Below are 20,232 nucleotides of genomic sequence, written 5' to 3' on the forward strand. Positions count from 1 at the left end.
GCCCGGGAAGCCTCAGGTCAGCGGACCGACGACCTTGATCTGCCCGCCGCGGGGGTCGATGGCGTCGGTCGCGCCGGACAGGACGCTCGCCCACGCCTGGTGCGCGGTCTCGCCCGTCTCCCGCATCCGGGCGGCGACCAGGCCGGCGACGATCGGGGTCGAGAACGACGTCCCGCTCCACTGGGCCAGGCCGTCGAAGGTGCGCACCTGCCCGACGTTCGGTGGCTCGTAGCAGCGGTAGGTGCCCCGGGGGAAGGCGTTGACCACGTCGCGACCGCGGGCGTAGACGTCGACCCACGTCTCGCCGACGTTGGAGAAGTCGGACACCGATCCGTCCGGGTCGACCGAGCCGACGCCGACGACCCAGTCGAACGCGGCCGGCCAGAACGGCCGGTCGCTGGCGTCGTTTCCGGCCGCGGCGACGATCAGCACGTCGTCGCGGTCGCCCAACTTGTTGGCCCGGCCCAGCACCTCGAACGCGACGGACCGGAAGTCGCCGCGGGTGTGGGTCCCGGCCGAGATGCTGATGACCTGCGGGTCGTCGCAGTCGTTGATGGCCTCGTGGAGCTGCTCCACGATCTCGGTCTCGAACACGGCACCGCCGTGCGTCAGCACCCCCTCCACCTCGACCCTCGTGCCGGGCGCGATGCAGCGGATGACGCCCGCAGCGAAGGTTCCGTGCCCTGCATAGGGGTGGATGTCGTCCGGGTCCACGACCTCGACGTCGCTCGGATCGGCCACCACGCCGCTCAGCCACGGGGTGACCGGACTGGTGACGGCGTCGGTCCACAGTCCGGTGTCCACCACTGCGACCCGCACCGGGTCGACCTTCCCCCGGTGCTCGTCCTTCGCGGGCGGTGGCCAGACCCCGCCGCGCCGGACCGCCGGGATCTCGGGCTCGCTGGCCGGGCAGAGGTAACCCCGTGGCGTCACGTACACGACGTGGTCCGGGCCGACGGCTCCGCGCTCGACGACCTGCCCCCGCTCGAGCTCCTCGATCGTGGCGAGCACGTCGTCGCGCCCGTCCAGCCGCTGCGGCAGCTGGGCCAGGACCAGGCCCGGTACGCGGGTCGTCCTGCCCTTGACGCCACCCCGGAAGCGCCGGACGTTGTCCACCCGCCCGAAGTACTCGCGCAGGCGGGGAAGGTCCTCCTCGCGCACCACGGCGTGGCCGGGGCGGTAGAGGAAGTGGATGTCGGCGTCGTCACGGCACGGCTCGGCACCCTCGACCGGCGCGCCGAGCACGAGCAGGCCCTTCTCCCGGAAGGCCCGACGGATGACCGCGACCTGGGCGCGCAGGCGCTCGGCCTCGACGTCCTTCCCGGGGCGGAGCCGCTCGGGCAGCTGTTCGCGCACCCGGCGCAGCACGTCGCGCAGCGCGTCGAGGCGGAAGAGGGGCCGGGGGGATTCGTTCATGACCGCTCCTGGGGCCGTGGGCCGGCGGCAGGGTCCGTCGCCGACGCTAACGTAGTGCTGCCGCGTGGTGCGCGTAAAGGAGCGTCAGGTGGACGACCTGCTCGACCTCGCCTTCGAGGACCCGGCCGCCGCGCGCGTGCTCGCCGAGGGTGTCCTGGCCCGCGAGGCGACCCCGGTCGAGCACTCCTACGCCCACCAGTGCCTGGGGATCATCCACCGGGAGGCCGGCCGGACGGACCTCGCGCTCGTCGCCCTGCGGACGGCACTCGCGCTCGCGCGGAAGGCCGGTGCCGCTGACCGCGAGCGCGACGTCCGTGCGACCTACGGGGGGACGCTCGCCTTCGCCGGCCGGACCGCGGCCGGCCTGAAGGAGCTCGACCGTGCACTGGCCAGCGCGTCGGGTCACACGGCGGCCCGCATCCGCATGCGCAAGGCCGGCGTGCTGGCCATGGTCGGCGACCACGCCGCGGCCGCGCCACTGATGCGGCGCGCCCTCACCGAGCTGGGCGACGACCCGGTGTGGGAGGGACGCACGCGCACCTGGCTCGGGCACGTCGAGCTCGCCCTGGGCCAGACCGATGCGGCGGAGCGAGAGCAACGGCACGCGGAGGCGCTCCTGCGTGCAGCCGGAGCCCAGTTCGAGGCGACGGCCGCCGTCGAGAGCCTCGCCGAGGTCGCGGTCGCGCGCGGGGACCTGCCGCGCGGCATGAGGCTGTACCGGGAGGCGCTGGACGCCTACCGGGCCGAGGACCGCGAGCCCCGGTTCCTCGCCGTCGCGTCGGCCGCGTCCACCTATCTCGCTGCGGGTCTCCCGGGGGATGCCCTGGCGCTGCTCGAGGAGGTCTCCACGCTCGCTCCGGTGGAGGAGGCCGAACGCCAGCTGCTCGAGGCGCAGGTGCTGCTGGCCGCGGGACGGCAGGCCGAGGCGGCTCCGCTGGCCCGGCGCGCAGCCGCGATGTTCCGCACCCAGCGACGTGACTGGTTCGCCGTGCGGGCCCGCCTCCTCGTCGTCCTGTGCGGAGGGGGGTCGTCGAAGGACGCAAGGGCGGTGGCGAGGGTGCTGCACGAGCAGCGCGCCCAGGAGGCGCCGCTGGCCCTCGTGCTCGCCGGGCGGCGCAGCCGGGGCGCCGAGCGGGCCTCGCTCTGGCACCGCGCGGCGTCGTACCGCACCCACCCGAACGCGCTCGTCCGCGCGGCGGCGTGGCACGCGCGGTCGCTGGTGCAGGAGGAGCGGGGCAGTCGCGGCGGCGTGCTGCGGGCGGCGTCGGCCGGCCTGGACGCGATCGACGAGCACCGGCGGCTCATCGGGTCCTCCGAGCTGCGGGCGCTGGCGACCGCGCACGGCCGGGAGCTGACGGCCGTCGCGCTGCGGCACGCCGCGTCCGACCCGCGCACCCTGCTGCGGTGGAGCGAGCGCACCCGGGCCACCGCGCTGGCCCAGCCACCCGCGACCTCGGACGCGCCGACCATCCCGGCGTCCCTCGCCGCACTGCGCGACAACGGGCGCCGGCTCGCCCGGGCCCGGCAGGAGGGGGAGCCGACCGAGGCCCTGGAGCGGGAGCGGCTGCGGCTGGAGCGTGCGGTGCGGACGGAGAGCCACACCCTGACCGCCGCCACGGCCGAGCAGCAGCGTGCGCCGGCCGTCGAGGAGCTCGTGGCCGCGGTCGGCGAGGGTTGCCTCGTCGAGCTGGTCGACGTCGACGGCACGTTGCACGTGCTGGTCCTCCACGCCGGCCGGGTACGACGACGGGTGGCCGGCACGACCACGCAGGTCGCCGCGCTCCTCGGTCCCGCGCAGATGCTGCTGCGCCGCGCATCCCGCGGCCGGCCGGTCGACACCGCCGCCCTGGGCCGCCAGCTGCAAGACGAGATCCTCGGCGACGCGGTGCGCCTCGTGCCCGACGGGCCCGTGGTGCTCGCCCCGACCGCCCGCCTGCACGGGCTCGCCTGGCCGCTGCTGCCGGTGCTGGCCGACCGGCCGTTCACGGTGGTGCCCTCGGCCGGCCAGTGGTTGCGGGCCCGGACGACCGGCCGGCCACGGCCGGCGGAGCGCCGCACGGTGCTCGTCAGCGGTCCCGGGCTCGCCAGCGGCGGGGCCGAGGTGCCGGTGCTGGCCGGGAGCCACCCGGACGCCACCCTGCTCGCCGGTCCCGACGCCACGCTGGAGCGCGTCCTCGCCGAGGTCGACGGCGCGGACCTCGTGCACCTCGCGGCCCACGGCCACTTCCGCGCCGACAGCCCGCTCTTCTCGGCGCTCGACCTGGCCGACGGCCCGCTGACGGTGCACGACCTCGAGCGCCTGCGGCGCGCGCCGTACCGCGTCGTGCTCTCCGCCTGCGAGTCCGGCGTCCTCGCGCCGGTGGGCGCCGAGGAGCTGCTCGGCCTCGCCGCGGCCCTCTTCTCGCTCGGGACCGCCGGGCTGGTCAGCAGCGTCGCCGAGGTCAACGACGACGCGACCGCGGCCTTGATGGTCGACCTGCACGCAGCCCTCGCCGCCGGCGTCGACCCAGCCGCTGCGCTGCTCGACGTCCGCCGGCGGGCGGTGGGTGACCCCGTCGCCGCCGGGACGGCCGCCGCCTTCCTCGCCCTCGGCACCTGACGGGGACCGCACGCCGTCCGCACCGGTGTGACGTCGCCGACGCTCGCGCCGTTCCGCGCACCTTCCGGGCCGCGCGCGGCTACGGTCGCCCGCGGCGACGAGCCACCAGGGAGCAGCAGGGACCGGGCCGGACGGCCTCGGGTGGGGAGAGGTGAACGTGGCGGCACAGCCGCGCCTTCGGCGCGCCGGTGGACGATCGACCGTGCGCACGGCGCTCGTGGGGCTGCTCGCCCTCCTGGTGGTGGGCCTACCGGTGCTGCCGCACGGAGCCACGGGGGCGCCGGCCGACACACCCCTGCGGGTGATGATCGTCGGGGACTCCATCTCGCAGGGCGCTGCCGGCGATGCGACCTGGCGGTACTGGTTCTGGCGTGAGCTCCGCCGCCAGCGCGTGCGGGTCGACCTCGTCGGACCGGAGCGCCTCCCCAAGGGGCGGCAGCCGCGCTACGAGGCGCGTCGCCTGCGCTTCGACCGCGACCACGCCGCGCGGAGCGGGACGACCGTGGACTACCACCTGAAGCGGATCACGGAGCGGATGAGGACCTACAGGCCCCGGGTGGTGGTCGTCGAGGTCGGCATCAACGACATCTTCCGCGGCGACAGCGCAGCGCGGGTCGCCGACGACCTCCGGCGCCTGCTCAACCGGATCTGGGCGAGGTCCCGGTCGACGCGCGTGGTGCTCGCCGAGCTGCCACCGGTCCAGGGCAACCCCCGGGCCCACCGGGTGTCCGCCCGGGCGAACGCCCTCCTCGAGGACCGCTACGCCGACCACCCGCGGGTGGTGATGGTGCGCAACCGCACCGAGACGCGGCAGCCGTGGATCCCCCGGGAGCACACCACCGACGGCCTCCACCCCAACGCGACCGGGCAGACCCTGCTCGCCCAGCGGTTCGCCGAGGCCTTCCACCGCGCCGGCCTCCTCCCGGAGCACCCGCGGGCCTACCGGGTGCGGGCCTGGCGGCCGGCGATCGTCCCGCACGTGCGCCGGTCCGGACGTCGCGTCACCATCGACTGGTCGCGGGCGTGGCGGGAGGTCCGGATGACCGACGTCCGGGTGCTGCTCAGCCGCCCCGACGGCTGGCAGGTCCGCGACCAGGGCGAGCACGCCGCACGACGCAAGCGGGTGACCCGCACCCTGCCGCGCGGGACCTACCGGGTGCAGCTGGTGCCGCGCCGCAACGCCATGGTCGGGTTGCCGGGCCCGGCCGTCACCGTGCGCGTCCCCTGAGCGCGCTGCTCGAGCGGTGCCTGCCGCTGCTGTCGGTGTGACCTCGCTGACCCCGGCGGGGTTCGATGTGCCTGCGCGCGCCCGGACCGCTACCGTCCTCCCCGGCGGGGAGCCATGGAGAAGCAGGGCCGAGCGGCCCGAGGCGGGGGAGACGGACGACGTGGCAGGACTGCCGAGCCTTCGACGCGCGCACGGTCGCAGCACCCGGCGCACCGGCCTGGCCGCAGCGCTGGCCCTGGTGATCGCCACGGCCCTGGTCAGCGCCCTCGCCCTCGCCGGCCCCGTCGTCCCGGCCGGCACCGCCAGCCAGCCGGCCCCCGCCGGGACCCTCAGCAGCCAGCCGGCGCCCTTCGAGACCCTGCGCGTGATGGTCGTCGGTGACTCCGTCTCGCAGGGCTTCGGCGGTGACGCGCCGTGGCGGTACTGGTTCTGGCGCGAGTTCCGTCGCCAGGGCGTCCCGATCGACCTCGTCGGGCCCCACCGGCAGCCCACCGGCAAGGGCGCGCGCTACGAGTCGCGACGCCTGAGCTTCGACCGGGACCACGCGGCCCGCGCCGGCTCGACCGTGGACTACCACCGCAAGCGCATCGACGGGCTGATGGCGAGGTACACCCCGCACGTCGTCGTCGTGGAGCTCGGCATCAACGACGCCATCCATGGCGACAGCGCCGCGCAGGTCGCCGACGACCTCCGGAGCCTCCTGGAGAGGATCTGGGCCGCCTCGCCCCAGACACGGGTGGTGCTCGCCGAGCTCCCGGTCTACCCCCGCGACCGGGCGGTCGACCGGGTGGCCGCCGCCGCCAACACCCGCCTCGACGCCCGCTACGGCGACGACCCGCGGGTGCTCATGGTGCGCAACCGCACCGACCGCCGGCACCGCTGGGACCCGGTCAAGGTCACCTTCGACGGCCTGCACCTGAACTCGACCGGGCAGACCCTGCTGGCCCAGCGCATCGCCGAGGCGTTCCGCCGCGGCGGCATGCTGCCGGCCGCGCCGAGGATCTACCACGCCCGCCCGTGGCGCCCGGGTGTCGTGCCGCGCGTGCACCGCAAGGGCCGCCGGGTCACGATCGACTGGTCCGCCGCCGTCGGCCCGGTCAAGATGGCCTCGGTCCAGGTGGTCATCCGGCGCAGCAACGGACGCCTCGTCCGTGGCCACCAGCGCTTCGCCGCCGACACCGGCTCGGTCACCCGCCGCCTCCCCCGCGGCACCTACCGCGTCCTGCTCAGCCCGCGACGCGGCACGATGACGGGCAAGCCGGTGCCCGTGACCTTCCGGGTGCCCTGAGCCCACTCCCGGGAGCCCTCTTCCGGAGCCCTTTCCCGGCATTCCGGCCCCACGGACCCGCCGCCGCGTCTAACGTCGGCGAGCGACGGGCCGATGGTCACGGGGACGCCCGGAGGTGGAGAAGGTGGACGTACGACGCCGTGCCCGGCGCGGTCGGCCGGTGCGAGCCCTGCTCGCCGTCGTCCTGGCGGCGCTGGTGGTCCTCGCCGCCGGACTGCCGGTCCTGCCCGGTCGGTCGGTCGCGAGCGCAGCCCCGGACGCCGTGGGCCCCGTCCCCGGCGGTCCGCTGCGGGTGCTGGTGCTCGGTGACTCGCTGTCGCAGGGCTTTGCCGGCGACGCGACCTGGCGCTACTGGTTCTGGCGCGAGGCCCGGCGCCAGGGGGTCGACGTCGACCTCGTCGGCCCGCACTCCCGTCCGTACCTCCTGCTGCCGTCCCGGGTGGTGTCCGACCAGGCGCGCTACGAGCGGCCCGCTCTCGCGTTCGACACCGACCACTCGGCGTGGGCCGGCTCGACGATCGACACGCACCTCGCCCGGGTCGACTCCCTGGTGACCGTCTACGCCCCCGACGTCGTGGTGGTCGAGCTCGGCATCAACGACGCGCGCCACGGCCAGGACGGGGCGTCCATCGCCGCCGAGCTCGACGATCTGCTCGCCCGGGTCTGGCGCCGGGCCCCGCGGGTGAGCGTGGTGCTGGGGCAGCTGCCCGTCCACGGCACGGACCCGGCGGTCGACGCAGCCGCGGTCGCCGCGAACGAGGTCCTCGTCGCCGCCCACGCCGACGACCCGCGGGTGTCCATCGCCTACCTCCGCAACGGCTGGGACCACCGGAAGCACTCCCACGACGGCCTCCACGCCAACGCGACCGGCCAGACCCTGCTGGCGCACCGGTTCGCCCACGCGTTCCACCGCGCCGGCCTGCTCCCGGAGAAGCCCCGGGTCTACCGCCAGCGCCAGTGGCGGCCCCGCGTCGCACCCCGGGTGCGCGTCGTCGGCCGCAAGGTGACCGTCGACTGGTCCGCCGCGCGGCGCCAGGTGAAGATCAGTGCCGTCCGGGTCTTCATCACCCGCAGCGACGGCCAGCAGAAGGTGCGCCAGCGCTGGATCCCGGCAGACCGCAACCAGCTCAGCCGCAGGCTGGCGCCCGGCACCTACCGGGTCCGGCTGGTCCCGCGCCGTGGTTCGATGGTCGGCGCGCCGGCACCCGCGCGGACCGTGCGGCTGCGCTGAGCTGGCCGCAGGGCGGAATCCCGCGCCGGGGCACCGGCCGCCCCGCATAGGCTTCACCCATGCCTGAGCAGCCCAGCAGCACCCTCACCGCCCGGGAAGCCATCGCGGCCGTCCAGGGGCACGAGGCCTGGGCGATCATCCGGCGCTCCACCCGCGCGGGCGACCGCGACACCGTCGGCGTCCTCGGCGGCACCCGCAGCGTGGTCGAGTCGATCATGGACATCCCGCTCGAGACCGGCGTGCCCGAGCCGGGCCACATCTGCGACCGGCTGGTCGCCGTACCGTTCCGGCAGGTCAGCGAGCGCGGGTTCGAGGCGCACGACGACGGCACCCCGCTCGTCGTCGTCGACGTCACCGAGGAGCACGAGTTCTCCGTCGCCGACGTCGTCGACGCCATCGACCCGGTCGAGGTCGGCTTCACCGACCGCGGCGGCTTCGAGACCGACGACGAGGACTACGGCAAGCTCGTCTCGCAGATCATCGGCGAGGAGATCGGCCAGGGGGAGGGCGCCAACCTCGTCATCGGGCGCAACTACCGCGCCGTCGTCGCCGACTTCGGCCCCGAGGTCGCGCTCACCGTCTACCGCCGCCTGCTCGAGCGCGAGCGCGGCGCGTACTGGACGTTCGTCTTCTTCACCGGCGACCGCTACCTCATCGGCGCCAGCCCGGAGCGGCACGTGTCCGTGCACGGCGGCGACGTGCGGATGAACCCGATCTCCGGCACCTTCCACCTCCGCCCGCCCGCGGGCGAGTCGCGCAGCACCGACGCGCGGCTGCGCGAGTTCCTCCGCGACGAGAAGGAGATCTACGAGCTCTTCATGGTCGTGGACGAGGAGCTCAAGATGATGTGCGACATCTGCACCGAGGGCGGCCAGGTGCTCGGCCCGTTCCTCAAGCCGATGACCCACCTGATCCACACCGAGTACCTCCTCGCCGGCCGCACCAGCCGCGACGTGCGCGAGGTCCTGCGGGACACGATGTACGCCGCCACCGTGACCGGGTCCCCGGTCGAGAACGCCTGCCGGCTGATCAGGCAGTACGAGCCCGAGGGCCGCGGCTACTACGCCTCGGCGCTGGCCATCTTCGGCCGTGACGAGGCCGGCGAGCCGGTGCTCGACAGCCCGATCGTGCTCCGCACCGCGGACGTCTCGCCGACCGGCGAGCTCAAGGTGACCGCGGGGGCGACCCTCGTGCGCGACTCCGACCCGGCGTACGAGGTCGCCGAGACCCACGCCAAGGCCGGCGGGATCCTGTCCGCCTTCGGCCTGGCCTCGCAGGCGCCGAGCACCGCCCCGCCGGTCGACCTCGACGCGCTCGCCTCCCTCGTCGCCGACGAGGAGGTGCTGATCGCGCTCAACAGCCGCAACAGCCGGCTCTCCAGCTTCTGGCTCGCTGACCAGGCCGGCACCCCGGTCGACCCGCGCCTGATCGGCCGCTCCGCCGTCATCCTCGACGGCGAGGACGACTTCGTGAACATGCTGCGCCACATGCTCACCCGGATGGGCGTCACCAGCTCGGTCGTCCGCCACGAGGACTACGTCGACGGCGTCCTCGACGGCCACGACCTGGTCATCGTCGGTCCGGGCCCGGGCGACCCGCGCGACGGGGACGACCCCAAGATCAGCCGGCTGCGCGCGGCGGTGCGGTGGCTGCTCGACAACGAGAAGCCGTTCCTCGCCATCTGCCTGGGCCACCAGACCCTGTGCCACTCCCTCGGCATCCCGCTCGCCTACAAGAACATCGTCTTCCAGGGCACGCAGGCGAGCGTGCTGCTCGACGGCCGTCCGCAGAAGGTCGGCTTCTACAACACCTTCGTCGGCCGGGTCGGCCCGGACACCCCGCTGCCCGAGGGCGTCGAGGTCGACGCCGACGCGGAGACCGGTGACGTCAACGCCGTCCGCGGCCCGCACTTCCGCGGCGTGCAGTTCCACGCCGAGTCGATCCTCACCGAGCGGGGCTTCGAGATCGTCCACGACTTGGTGTCCGACGTCCTCCTGTGACGCGATGAGCGCGCCGGACGTGGTGGTCGTCGACCACCACGACTCGTACACGTGGAACCTCGTCCACCTGGTCGCGGGCGTGACCGGGGTGCTGCCGTCGGTGGTGCAGCACGACGAGGTGGGGGCGGCCGAGGTGCTGGCCCACCAGTTCGTCGTGCTGTCGCCCGGGCCGGGGAACCCCGCCGTGGAGCGGGACTTCGCCGTCGGGCGCGAGGTGCTGCTCGCGGCGACCCGGCCGGTGCTCGGGGTGTGCCTGGGGATGCAGGGCATCGTCACGGCGTACGGCGGCCGGGTGGACCGCGTCCCGCCGGGGCACGGCGTGCTCGCGTCCGTCGAGCACGACGGGACGGGGCTCTTCGCGGGCGTCCCGTCACCCTTCGACGCGGTCCGCTACCACTCGCTCGCGGCCGTCGAGCTGCCCGCGGAGCTGCGAGCGACCGCCGCCGACGCGCGCACCGGGTTGACCATGGCGGTCGAGCACGTGACGCTGCCCGTCATGGGCGTGCAGTTCCACCCGGAGTCGGTGCTCACCGATCACGGCGCCCGTCTCGTCGCCAACTTCCTCGGCCTGGCGTGAGCCGGCGATGGTGACCCGGACCGACCCCGTCGAGGCGTTCACGAGGCTGCAGGCGCAGCACCCGCGCTGCGTGTGGCTCGACGGCGGCGGGGCGCGGGACTGGTCCCGACGGCGCTCGATCCTCGGCTGGCTCGACGAGGACGACGTCTCCCTGAGCTACGACGCCCGCAACCGCGAGGTCACCCGCCACGCGGGCGGCCGCGCGGTCGTCGTCGGCGACGACCCGTTCGTGGTGCTCGAGCAGGAGCTCGCTGCGGGACGTCCCAGCGACCAGTGGTTCGGCTACTTCGGCTACGCCGCCCGCGCGGACCTGCCGGCCGAGCCCGACCCGGACCTGCCCGACGCCGTGTGGTTGCGGCCCTCGCACCTGCGGGAGTACGAGCACCCGGTGCTCACCCCCACGGCCACCGGCACCGTCGGCGGCCCGCCCGTCGGGGACGTCCCGCCGGGCTACGCCGCCGCCTTCGCGCGGGTCCAGGAGCACCTGCACGCCGGCAACTCCTACGAGGTCAACCTGACCTACCGCACCCGCACGGCCAGCCCGCTCGACCCCGCCGCGGCCTACCTGCGGCTGCGGGCGGCCAACCCGGCGCCGTACGCCGGCTTCCTGCAGCACGACGTCCCCGGCGCCGAGGCGTGGCTGCTCAGCTCCTCGCCCGAGCGCTACGCGCTGGTGACGGCCGACCGGGTGCTGGAGACCAAGCCGATCAAGGGCACCACCCCGCGCGGTGCGACGCCGGCCGAGGACGAGGCGGCGCGGGCGCACCTGGCGGCGGACCCGAAGTTCCGCTCCGAGAACCTGATGATCGTCGACCTGCTCCGCAACGACCTCGCGATGGTCTGCGAGGTCGGTTCCGTGGAGGTGCCGGTGCTGATGGACGTGGAGTCCTACGCCTCGGTGCACCAGCTGGTGTCGACGGTGCGCGGACGGTTGCGCGACGACGTCACGACCGTGGCCGCGCTGCGGGCGCTCTTCCCCGCCGGCTCGATGACCGGGGCACCGAAGCTGCGCACGATGGAGGTCATCGGCGAGGTCGAGGAGGCGCCCCGCGGCGCCTACAGCGGTGCGTTCGGGTGGGTCTCCGGCGACGGCGGGGCCGACCTCGGCGTCGTCATCCGGACGCTGGTCAGTGCCGGCGCCGACTACGTCCTCGGCACGGGCGGCGGGATCACCGTCGCCAGCGACCTCCACGAGGAGTGGGCCGAGACCGGGTGGAAGGCCGCGCGCCTGCTCGCGGCGCTGGACCCGGGCGCGCCGGTCACCTGAGCCCTGCCGACCCGCGCGCCTCAGGACGAGGGGCTGGGCGCGGTCGACGCCGGCTCGCCGGCGCCGTTCTCGTCGGCGTGCCGGGTGAGCGCCGCGAGGGCGGCCCGCATGCCGCGCACGGCCCGCTCCTCGTCGTACGGCGCGGGGTCGACGAGGTTGACGACCTCGAACAGCATGCCGTTCTGCACGAACCCGGTGACGTAGAGCTGGTCCTCCTCGGCGGCGACGACGATCCGCGCCGCGTCGGCGCCCGGGACGGCCGGCTGGCGGACGTCGGCGTCCTCGCCCTGGCCCATCTGCTCCCAGAACTCGTCGAGCGAGCCGCCGAAGAGCTGGTAGTTGGCGTCGAGCACCGGGTCACCGGAGCCCTCCTCGGGCACGAACCGGCAGTCCGGCGCGGTCGGCGTGCCGTCCTCCTTGGTGGTCCGGGCGCCGAACTGCTCCTCGACGAAGGCGGTGTCGAGCGCGTCGCAGGGGTTCCACAGCGCGGGTGGCTCGGTCGGCAGGTCGGGCTTCGTGCCGACGTCACCGTCGTCACCGCAGGCCGCGGCGAGCAGGCCGACGGCGACGAGCGCGGCCGCTCCTGCCCACCGGCGGGTCCGTCGCTGGTGTCGCGGACGCATCGGATCGGTCATCAGGGGTTGTTCTCCCGTCCGGGCAGGCGCAGCACGAGGCGTGCGCCGCCGCTGGCGTTCTCGGTGGCGTGCACGGAGCCGGAGTGCCGGTCCGCGACCTGGCGCACGATGGCCAGGCCCAGCCCGGACCCGGGCATGGTGCGGGCGTCGGGGGAGCGCCAGAACCGGTCGAAGATGCGGTGCCGGTCGGCCTCGGCGATGCCGGGGCCCTGGTCGTCGACGGTCAGCACGCCGTCGCTGAGCCGCACCGTCACCTGGCCTCCCTCCGGGCTCCACTTCGCCGCGTTGTCGAGCAGGTTGGTCACCGCCCGCTCCAGCTCAGCATCCTCGCCGATCACCCACCACGGTCGGGTGAAGACCTCGAACGTGAGACCGGGCGCGCGGCGGCGCACCCGCTGCACGGCGTGGTCGACGACGTCGGCGAGGTCCACCGGCTCGACCTGCACCTGGATCGGCTCGTCGCGGGCGAGCGCGGTGAGGTCGCCGATCAGGGTGGTCAGCTCCTCGATCTGGGCCTGCACGTCGTCGAGCAGCTCGTCGCGGGCCTCGACCGGCAGGCTGGCCGTGCCGTTGCCCCGCACGCTCATCGACAGCAGCTCGACGTTGGTGCGCAGCGCGGTCAGCGGCGTGCGCAGCTCGTGGCTGGCGTCGGCGACCAGCTGCCGCTGCCGGATCCGGCTGGCGTCGAGCGCGAGCAGCATGTGGTTGAACGCCGTCGCCAGGCGGGCGATCTCGTCGTCGCCCTCGACGGGCAGGGGGGTGAAGTCCTCGGTGCGGGCGATCTCCTCCACCGACGCCGTGAGCTTGCGGACCGGTCGCAGGCCGTTGCTCGCCACCGCCCACCCGGCGAGACCTGCGACGAGGACGCCGAAGATGCCGAAGGCGACGGTCACCCAGCCGAGCCGGGCCAGCGTGCGGTCCTGGTCCTCCAGCGGTTGCGCGATGACCAGCGCGATCCCGTTCTTCTGCGTGGGTACGGCGACCACGCGGTAGCGCTCGCCCTCGAAGACGATCGTGCGCACGCTGCGGTCGGCGTCGCCGCGGGCGACCTCCACCTCGGGCTTGCCGAAGTCGATGACCGGGCCGCGGTCGAGGATCGCGGGCGTGCCCTCGTAGTCGAGGAACGCGATCCGCACGTCGCCGGCGCCCAGCGCCCACGACGGGATGCCGGCCGACCCGGCCCGCAGCAGGCTGTCCGAGGCGGCGGCCTTGCCGGCCCGGTCGAGGAGCGCGTCGTCGAGGGTGTGCTGCATCTGCACGCGGGCGGTCAGGTAGGCGCCGACCGCGACCAGGGCGACGGACATGCCCACCGCCATGGTGGTCAGCCAGATGACCCGGCTGGCCAGCGAGCGCCGGTAGTGCCAGCGGCCGTCGGTCCCCTGCCCCAGTGCCGGGCCCCGCGCCTCGATCACGCCTCGGGGGCCCGCAGGACGTACCCGATGCCGCGCACCGTGTGGATCAGGCGCGGCTCGCCCTCCGCCTCGGTCTTGCGGCGCAGGTAGCCGACGTAGACCTCGAGCGAGTTGGCGGTCGTCGGGAAGTCGTAGCCCCAGACCTCCTCGAGGATGAAGCTGCGGTCGAGCACGCGCCGGGGACGGCGCAGGAACATCTCGAGCAGCGTGAACTCGGTGCGGGTCAGCTCGATGTGCCGGCTGCCGCGGGTCACCTCGCGGGTGGTGACGTTCATGGTCAGGTCGGCGAAGGAGAGGACCTCCTCCTCGCCGTCGTCGGCCGCCGGGGTGACCCGGCGCAGCAGCGCGCGCAGCCGGGCCAGCAGCTCCTCGAGCGCGAACGGCTTGGTGAGGTAGTCGTCCGCGCCGGCGTCGAGGCCTTCGACCCGGTCGCCGACGGCGTCACGGGCGGTGAGCACGATGACCGGGACGTCGTTGCCGGCCGCCCGCAACGCCCGGGTCGCCTCGAGGCCGTCGAGCTTCGGCATCATCACGTCCATCACGACGACGTCCGGCTTGACGGCACCGATGCCCGCGAGGGCCTCGGCACCGTCGGCAGCCAGGTGGACGTCGTACCCGTTGAAGGCGAGGGAGCGCCGCAGCGACTCGCGGACCGCGCGGTCGTCGTCGACGACGAGGACGCGGGCAGGCGCTGCAGTACCGGGCACGCCCCCATCATGGCCGATGGGCCTGAGCGGCGGCTGAGAGCTCGGGCCGGGCGCTGCGCGAGGCGCGGTGGAGCAGGCCGACCACGACGACCCCGGCGCCGGCCACGCTGGCGGCGGCGAGGAGGAGGGCGTCCTGCTGGCCGGCCACGAAGGCGGTGCGGGCCGCCGCGGCCGCCTCCGGCCCCAGCTGCAGGGCACCGGCGACCGACTCCTGCGCCCGCGCGGCCACCTCGTGGGGCAGGCCGGCGCCGGCGACGGCGGAGCGGTAACCGTCGTTGAGCAGGCTGCCGAGCACGGCGATGCCGATCGCGCCCCCGAGCTCGCGGGCCAGGTCGTTGACGGCCGACGCCACCCCCTGCTGCTCGCGCGGCAGGGCGTCGGTGATCGCCGTCGTCGCGGGGGTCATCGCCAGGCCCATGCCCAGCCCGGCGAGCCAGATCGAGACCGCGAGCACGCCGTACGACGTGGTCAGGTCCGCCCGCCACAGCAGCGCCAGGCCGCCGGTGAGCAGCAGCAGGCCCAGCCCGCTGACCCGGACCCGGCCGACGTGGGCGGCGACCCGCGGCGCGACGCGCGACCCGGGCATGATGCCGAGCGCGAGCGGGACCATGCCCAGCGCGGCCTCCAGCGGGGACCAGCCGCGGACGAGCTGGAGGTACTGCAGGAAGACGAAGACGAACCCGAAGAACGCGGTGAACTGCACCAGCACGGACAGCGTGCCGGCGGCGAACGCGGGGCGGGCGAACAGCCGCGGGTCGAGCAGCGGGTGGGCGGTGTGCGCCTCCCAGAGCAGGAAGAGCACGAGGAGCGCGAGCCCGCCGCCGAGGCAGCCGAGGGTGGCGGCCGAGGCCCAGCCCTGGTGCGGGGCCTCGATGAGGCCGTAGACGACCGCGGCGAAGGCGCCGACGGAGAGCAGCGAGCCGACGGGGTCGAGGCCGACGTGGCCGTCGTGGCGCGACTCGGGCACGACGCGGAGGGTGCCGGCGAGGGCGACCAGCGCCATGCCGACGTTCAGCCCGAACACCGACTGCCACGACCACGCCTCCAGCAGCAGGCCGGAGGCGAGCAGGCCGAGCACGGCACTCGCGCCAGCGACGCCCGTCCACACCGCGACCCCCTTGAGGCGCTCGTCGTCGGGGAAGGTCGCGGTGATCGTCGACAGCGTGGCCGGCATGACCAGCGCCGCCCCGGCACCGAGCAGGCCGCGCAGCGCGACCAGCGCCTCTGGCGAGGAGGTCGTCATCGCCATCGCCGCCGCGGCCGCGAACACGACCAGGCCCGCGACGAGTGTCCGCCGGCGCCCCAGCCGGTCGCCGAGGGCGCCGAAGGGCAGCAACAAGGCTGCGAAGGTGAGCGCGTAGGCGTCGATGATCCACGACAGCTGGGTCTGCGTCGCGGCGGTCTCGCGCGCGATCGAGGGGATTGCGACGTTGAGTGCCGAGACCGCGGAGACGACGGTCGCGAGGCCCAGGCAGACCACCGCGAGGACGGCACGGTGGCCGGGTCCGGAGGCGGGTGGCCGGCCGGACGTCGTACGGGTGCGGGACATGGGGTCCTCCTCTCGGACCGGCCCCGGGTGGGCCGGGCCCGTTGACCGTCGCCCGCGCGCCGCCTAGTTTGCAACGTTGATGAATAAACCGCGCGGCCGGCGACCCGGCAGTCCTTACACCCGCTCCGCGATCCTCGACGCAGCGCGGGTTGCGTTCGTCGAGCACGGCTACCAGGGCGCGACCCTGCGCCGGATCGCCGCCGACGCCGGCGTCGACATCCGGCTCATCGCCCACCACTTCGGCTCGAAGAAGGGCCTGTTCGCCGCGGCGATGACGCTGCCGGTCAGCCCCAGCGAGGTGCTGGACCGCGCGCTCTCCGGGCCGCCGGAGACCTGGGCGACGACGTTGCTCTCCGCCGCGCTGCGGGTCTGGGACGCCCCGGAGACCGGGCAGCCGTTGCTCCGGCTGCTGCAGACCGCCCTCGACGACCCCGACCAGCGCCCCGCCCTCACCGGCTTCGTGGAGCGCGAGATCGTCAGCCGGATCGAGGACCGGCTCGAGGGTCCGTACGCACGGCGCCGGGCGACCGCCGCCGCCACCCTCGTCGCCGGGATGATCGTCAGCCGCTACGTCCTCGAGGTCGAGCCGTTGCACGGCATGCGCGAGCGCGACGTCGTCGCGACCTTGCGCCCCCTGCTCCAGTCCGCGCTCGCGCCACCAGCCCGGCGTCGATGAATTCGGGGGTCAGACGTACTTCGCGGCGACCCGGGCCGCGCGGGCGCCGTACTGCCCGCCGAAGAGGCAGGCGTGGACGAGCAACGGGAAGAGCTGGTGGAAGCCGACCCGGTCCTCCCAGCCGTCGGCGAGGGGGGTGACCTCCTGGTAGGCCGCCATCACCTGCGGCAGCTGGGGGAGGCCGAAGAGGGCGAGCATGGCGAGGTCGACCTCGCGGTGGCCGCCGTACGCCGCCGGGTCGATCACGACGACGCGGTCCTCGGAGGTCCACAGCACGTTGCCGTTCCACAGGTCGCCGTGCAGGCGGGCGGGCGGCTCGTCGGGCACGATCTCGGCGCCCCTGGCCACGGCGGCCTCGATCGTCGCGGCGTCGTCGGCGGACACGATGGCCTTGTCGCGCAGCGCCTTCAGGTAGGGCGCGATCCGGCGCTCGGCCCAGAACTCCGCCCACGTCGGCAAGGTGCGGTTGAGCAGGGGGAGGCGGCCGATGTAGCCGTCCTCGGGACCGCCGAAGGCGTCGGCCCCCGCGCGGTGGGTCGCGGCCAGCGCCCGGCCGAAGGCGCCGGCAGCCTCGGCGCCCGGACGCACCGACTCCACCCACCCGAGGATCAGCACGTCGTCGTCGACGGCGAGCACCTCGGGGGTGGCGACGCCGCCGTCGGTGCTGGCCTCCGCCAGCCAGCGCAGCCCCGCCGCCTCGCGCTCGAAGAAGTGCGGCGGCGCCCCGGTCAGCGTCTTGAGGAAGGCGGTGCGGCCGTTGGAGAGGCGCAGCTTCACCGCGGTCGCGATGTCACCGCCCGCGACCGGCGCGGTCGCGACGACGGCGGAGCCGAGCAGCTGCTCCGCCCGCCCGGCGACCGTGGGCTGCCTCGCCATCGACTACCTCCGGGCAGGTCCGGTCAGGCCCGGTCGAGGGTCTTCGCGCCGGCGGCGACGCTGTCCTGGTGGGCGCCCTGGCCCTTGAGGGCGCGGGGGATCTCCTTGCCCTGCTCGATGGCGCGCTCGGGCGCCTTGACCCGCTTGAAGCTGCGCAGCGCCAGCAGCAGCAGGAGCACCGCCAGCAGGACGTAGCCGCCGAAGACGATCAGGAACGCCCAGTGCAGGTCGAGGCCCGAGCCGTTCCAGTGGATCAGGTAGGCGATGGCCACGGACAGCATGATCACGGCGAGGAGCAGCAGGAACAGCGCCGCGGCGACCAGCGCCGCGCCGACACCACCCGCGGTGACGCTGACCTTCAGCTCGGCCTTGGCGAGCTGGATCTCCTTGCGCAGGATGGTGGAGAAGTCGGTCTGCGCGTCCTTGATGAGGCGCCCGATCGTCGGCTCTTCCCCATGGACGGTGCGCGATTGGATGGCCATGCGGTCGACCTTACCGATACCGATAGTCTCTCCGTAGGTGAGCCGGGAAGTCTGGTCGGCGCGTACTGCCCCCTGCCCGACGATCGAGAGAGCCCCTTGTGACCCCACCGCCCAGTGCCCCTGACGAGCTCTGGCGCCGCGGGCCGGTCCTGACCCAGAGCGACCGGCCGCTGGCCCGGTACGTCGCCCGGCCGATCCGCGAGTTCCTCCACGTCGAGTCCTCCGGCTCGGTGCTCCTGCTCGCCGCGACCGTCGTCGCCCTGCTGTGGGTGAACCTCCCGGTCGACGGCTGGGCGTCCGGCTACGACCACTTCTGGCACACGCCGATCGCGCTGGAGATCGGTGACTGGAGGCTCGAGGAGTCGCTCCAGCACTGGGTCAACGACGGCCTGATGACGATCTTCTTCTTCGTCGTCGGCCTCGAGATCAAGTACGAGCTGGTCCACGGCGACCTGCGCGACCCGCGCACCGCCGCCCTGCCGATCGTCGCCGCGGTCGGCGGGATGCTCGTCCCCGCGCTCATCTACGCCGTCATCGTCCGGGGTGGCCCCGACGCGGCGTCGGCGGGCTGGGGCATCCCGATGGCAACCGACATCGCGTTCGCCGTCGGCGTGCTCGGCATCCTCGGCCGCCGGGTGCCGTCCGCCGCGCGCCTGTTCCTGCTGACGCTGGCGATCGTCGACGACATCGGCGCGATCCTGGTGATCGCGGTCTTCTACACCGACGACCTCTCGCTGGCCTGGCTCGGCGCGGCGCTCGCCCTGCTCGCGGTCATGGCGCTGCTGCGGAGCTTCCGGGTGTGGGCGTTCTGGATCTACGTGCTGCTGGGCATCGCGACCTGGTTCACCCTGCTCCAGTCCGGCGTGCACGCCACGCTCGCCGGCGTCGCGATCGGCCTGCTCACCCCCGCCGTCGCGCTGCTGCGCAGCGAGGTGGCCACCGAGTTCGCCGCCGACGCCCTGCGCGACCGCGAGCTGGACGCGGACGAGCTCTACCGGCTGCGTTTCCTGGTCGCCGAGTCGGTGCCGGTCGTCGAGCGGCTCCAGGCGCGGCTGCACCCGCTGTCGTCGTACGTCGTGCTGCCGGTCTTCGCGCTGGCCAACGCCGGTGTCTCCCTCGACGGCATCGGGGACGCGGTCACCTCGGCGGTCGGCCTCGGCATCGGCGCCGGCCTGGTGATCGGCAAGCCGGTGGGCATCACCCTGGCCTGCTTCCTCGCGATCCGCCTCGGTGTCGGCCGGATGCCGACCGGGACGTCGTGGCCGCAGGTCGTCGGCGTCGGGATGGTGGCCGGCATCGGGTTCACGGTCTCGCTCTTCATCGCCGGGCTGTCCTTCCCGGGCGAGGCGCTGCTGACCGACGAGGCGAAGGTCGGGATCCTGATGGCCTCGCTCGTCGCCGCGGTCCTCGGTGTCCTCATGCTCCTGGCTGCGACCGGCCGGACTACGCCCGAGGGCGAGGAACCAGCCGAGGAAGCACCTGCGACGAGCCGAGGAAGCGACTGACGGTGATCCGCAGCGCGACCCGGGTCGGGTTCGGCCGCGGCTGCCGGTAGCGGGAGGCGTAGCGCTCGCACGCGCGGGCGACCGACTCCGCGTCGTCGAGCACCTCGGCGGTGCCGACGATCGTGGACCAGCGGGCGCCGTCGACCTGGCTCACCGCGAGCCGCGGGTCGCGGCGCAGGTTGGCGGCCTTCTGCGAGCCGCCGTCGGTGATCACCCACGCGCACTGCTGCTCGGGGTCGAGCACCGCGCCGACCGCGACCGCGTGCGGGGCGCCGTGCCGGTCGAGGGTGCTCAGCGTGCACAGGTGCCGCTCGGTCCAGAACTGCTCGAGCTCGGGCGGCAGGGCGGACCAGGCGACGGGTTCCCAGGTGGGCATGGGGCCACCCTAGGCGTCCCGGCGGTCGAGCCGGCCCCGGTGGTTGAGCCGGCCCCGGTGGTTGAGGTGTGACGAGCGCCAGCGAGAAGCCGGCCCCGGTGGTTGAGGTGTGACGAGCGCTAGCGAGGAGCCTCGAAACCTCCGGGCCTTCCTGGCGGGCTGTGGTGGGCACGGCCGGGTGCAGCAAGGCCACTGGTTTCGAGGCTCGGCCGCGGGCGGCCTCGCACCTCAACCAGCGGCGGCGGGTGGGTAGGCGGCAAGCCTTCTCCCGGTGGTTGAGGTGCGACGAGCGCTAGCGAGGAGCCTCGAAACCCAACCACCGGCGGGCCCGGTGCTGGGCGCCTCGCACCTCAACCACCGACCGCGGTGGAGGTCAGTCCTCGGTCGAGGACGCCTGGCCGGCGGAGA

The 20,232-nt window shown here is 74.4% G+C and carries 17 protein-coding genes; 9 read left to right on the plus strand and 8 right to left on the minus strand.

What is annotated here, in order from left to right; translation table 11 throughout:
- Positions 1 to 12 precede the first annotated feature (12 nt).
- Positions 13 to 1,416, minus strand: coding sequence for a S8/S53 family peptidase (locus L615_RS14710; protein ID WP_145725554.1), 1,404 nt, complete (start codon positions 1,414 to 1,416; stop codon positions 13 to 15).
- 88 nt (positions 1,417 to 1,504) lie between these two features.
- On the opposite strand from L615_RS14710, the gene L615_RS14715 reads away from it, so the two are divergent.
- From L615_RS14715 to L615_RS14745, 7 genes are all read left to right on the plus strand, one after another.
- Positions 1,505 to 4,015, plus strand: a complete 2,511-nt coding sequence (locus tag L615_RS14715) for a CHAT domain-containing protein (protein ID WP_145725555.1) — start codon at positions 1,505 to 1,507, stop codon at positions 4,013 to 4,015.
- 202 nt (positions 4,016 to 4,217) lie between these two features.
- Complete coding sequence (locus tag L615_RS14720; RefSeq protein WP_145725556.1) at positions 4,218 to 5,243, plus strand: GDSL-type esterase/lipase family protein; 1,026 nt, start codon at positions 4,218 to 4,220, stop codon at positions 5,241 to 5,243.
- 160 nt (positions 5,244 to 5,403) lie between these two features.
- Complete coding sequence (locus L615_RS14725) at positions 5,404 to 6,531, plus strand: GDSL-type esterase/lipase family protein (RefSeq protein ID WP_145725557.1); 1,128 nt, start codon at positions 5,404 to 5,406, stop codon at positions 6,529 to 6,531.
- A gap of 115 nt (positions 6,532 to 6,646) precedes the next feature.
- The gene (locus L615_RS14730) at positions 6,647 to 7,762 is read left to right on the plus strand and encodes a GDSL-type esterase/lipase family protein (protein ID WP_145725558.1); all 1,116 of its coding nucleotides are present in this window, start codon (positions 6,647 to 6,649) and stop codon (positions 7,760 to 7,762) included.
- A 59-nt stretch (positions 7,763 to 7,821) separates the two neighbouring features.
- Complete coding sequence (locus L615_RS14735) at positions 7,822 to 9,762, plus strand: anthranilate synthase family protein (RefSeq protein ID WP_145725559.1); 1,941 nt, start codon at positions 7,822 to 7,824, stop codon at positions 9,760 to 9,762.
- 4 nt (positions 9,763 to 9,766) lie between these two features.
- Positions 9,767 to 10,339, plus strand: a complete 573-nt coding sequence (locus tag L615_RS14740) for an aminodeoxychorismate/anthranilate synthase component II (protein WP_145725560.1) — start codon at positions 9,767 to 9,769, stop codon at positions 10,337 to 10,339.
- 7 nt (positions 10,340 to 10,346) lie between these two features.
- Positions 10,347 to 11,606, plus strand: coding sequence for an anthranilate synthase component I family protein (locus L615_RS14745; protein ID WP_145725561.1), 1,260 nt, complete (start codon positions 10,347 to 10,349; stop codon positions 11,604 to 11,606).
- Between the two features lie 20 nt (positions 11,607 to 11,626).
- Here L615_RS14745 and L615_RS14750 read toward each other — a convergent pair whose 3' ends face one another.
- The 4 genes from L615_RS14750 to L615_RS14765 are packed head-to-tail and all read right to left on the minus strand — an operon-like array spanning position 11,627 to position 15,909.
- Positions 11,627 to 12,241 carry a hypothetical protein gene (locus L615_RS14750; RefSeq protein WP_145725562.1) on the minus strand — a complete coding sequence of 205 codons (615 nt, stop codon included), beginning with the start codon at positions 12,239 to 12,241 and terminating at the stop codon, positions 11,627 to 11,629.
- Complete coding sequence (locus tag L615_RS14755) at positions 12,241 to 13,653, minus strand: cell wall metabolism sensor histidine kinase WalK (protein ID WP_261376715.1); 1,413 nt, start codon at positions 13,651 to 13,653, stop codon at positions 12,241 to 12,243. The genes L615_RS14750 and L615_RS14755 overlap by 1 nt, the downstream gene beginning before the upstream one ends.
- Complete coding sequence (locus L615_RS14760; protein WP_028656562.1) at positions 13,650 to 14,360, minus strand: response regulator transcription factor; 711 nt, start codon at positions 14,358 to 14,360, stop codon at positions 13,650 to 13,652. Before L615_RS14760 ends, L615_RS14755 begins: the two co-directional genes overlap by 4 nt.
- 7 nt (positions 14,361 to 14,367) lie before the next feature.
- Complete coding sequence (locus L615_RS14765; RefSeq protein WP_145725563.1) at positions 14,368 to 15,909, minus strand: MFS transporter; 1,542 nt, start codon at positions 15,907 to 15,909, stop codon at positions 14,368 to 14,370.
- 79 nt (positions 15,910 to 15,988) lie between these two features.
- Between L615_RS14765 and L615_RS14770 the strand changes: the two genes are divergently transcribed.
- Complete coding sequence (locus L615_RS14770; RefSeq protein ID WP_145725564.1) at positions 15,989 to 16,585, plus strand: TetR/AcrR family transcriptional regulator; 597 nt, start codon at positions 15,989 to 15,991, stop codon at positions 16,583 to 16,585.
- Between the two features lie 9 nt (positions 16,586 to 16,594).
- Here L615_RS14770 and L615_RS14775 read toward each other — a convergent pair whose 3' ends face one another.
- On the minus strand, positions 16,595 to 17,461 hold the full coding sequence (locus tag L615_RS14775; RefSeq protein ID WP_145725565.1) for a fructosamine kinase family protein: 867 nt from the start codon (positions 17,459 to 17,461) through the stop codon (positions 16,595 to 16,597).
- Between the two features lie 23 nt (positions 17,462 to 17,484).
- A complete protein-coding gene (locus L615_RS14780; protein WP_051486010.1) occupies positions 17,485 to 17,943 on the minus strand; it encodes a phage holin family protein in 459 nt (152 codons plus the stop codon).
- Between the two features lie 98 nt (positions 17,944 to 18,041).
- On the opposite strand from L615_RS14780, the gene nhaA reads away from it, so the two are divergent.
- Positions 18,042 to 19,448, plus strand: a complete 1,407-nt coding sequence (gene nhaA, locus L615_RS14785; protein ID WP_186449880.1) for a Na+/H+ antiporter NhaA — start codon at positions 18,042 to 18,044, stop codon at positions 19,446 to 19,448.
- Here the strand turns inward: nhaA and L615_RS14790 are convergent.
- Positions 19,387 to 19,824: a pyridoxamine 5'-phosphate oxidase family protein gene (locus L615_RS14790; RefSeq protein ID WP_145725567.1), complete on the minus strand. Its 438-nt coding sequence runs from the start codon at positions 19,822 to 19,824 to the stop codon at positions 19,387 to 19,389. The genes nhaA and L615_RS14790 overlap by 62 nt on opposite strands.
- Between the last annotated feature and the right edge of the window lie 408 nt (positions 19,825 to 20,232).

It is taken from the genome of Nocardioides sp. J9, from assembly GCF_007829375.1.
Taxonomy (GTDB): Bacteria; Actinomycetota; Actinomycetes; order Propionibacteriales; family Nocardioidaceae; genus Nocardioides.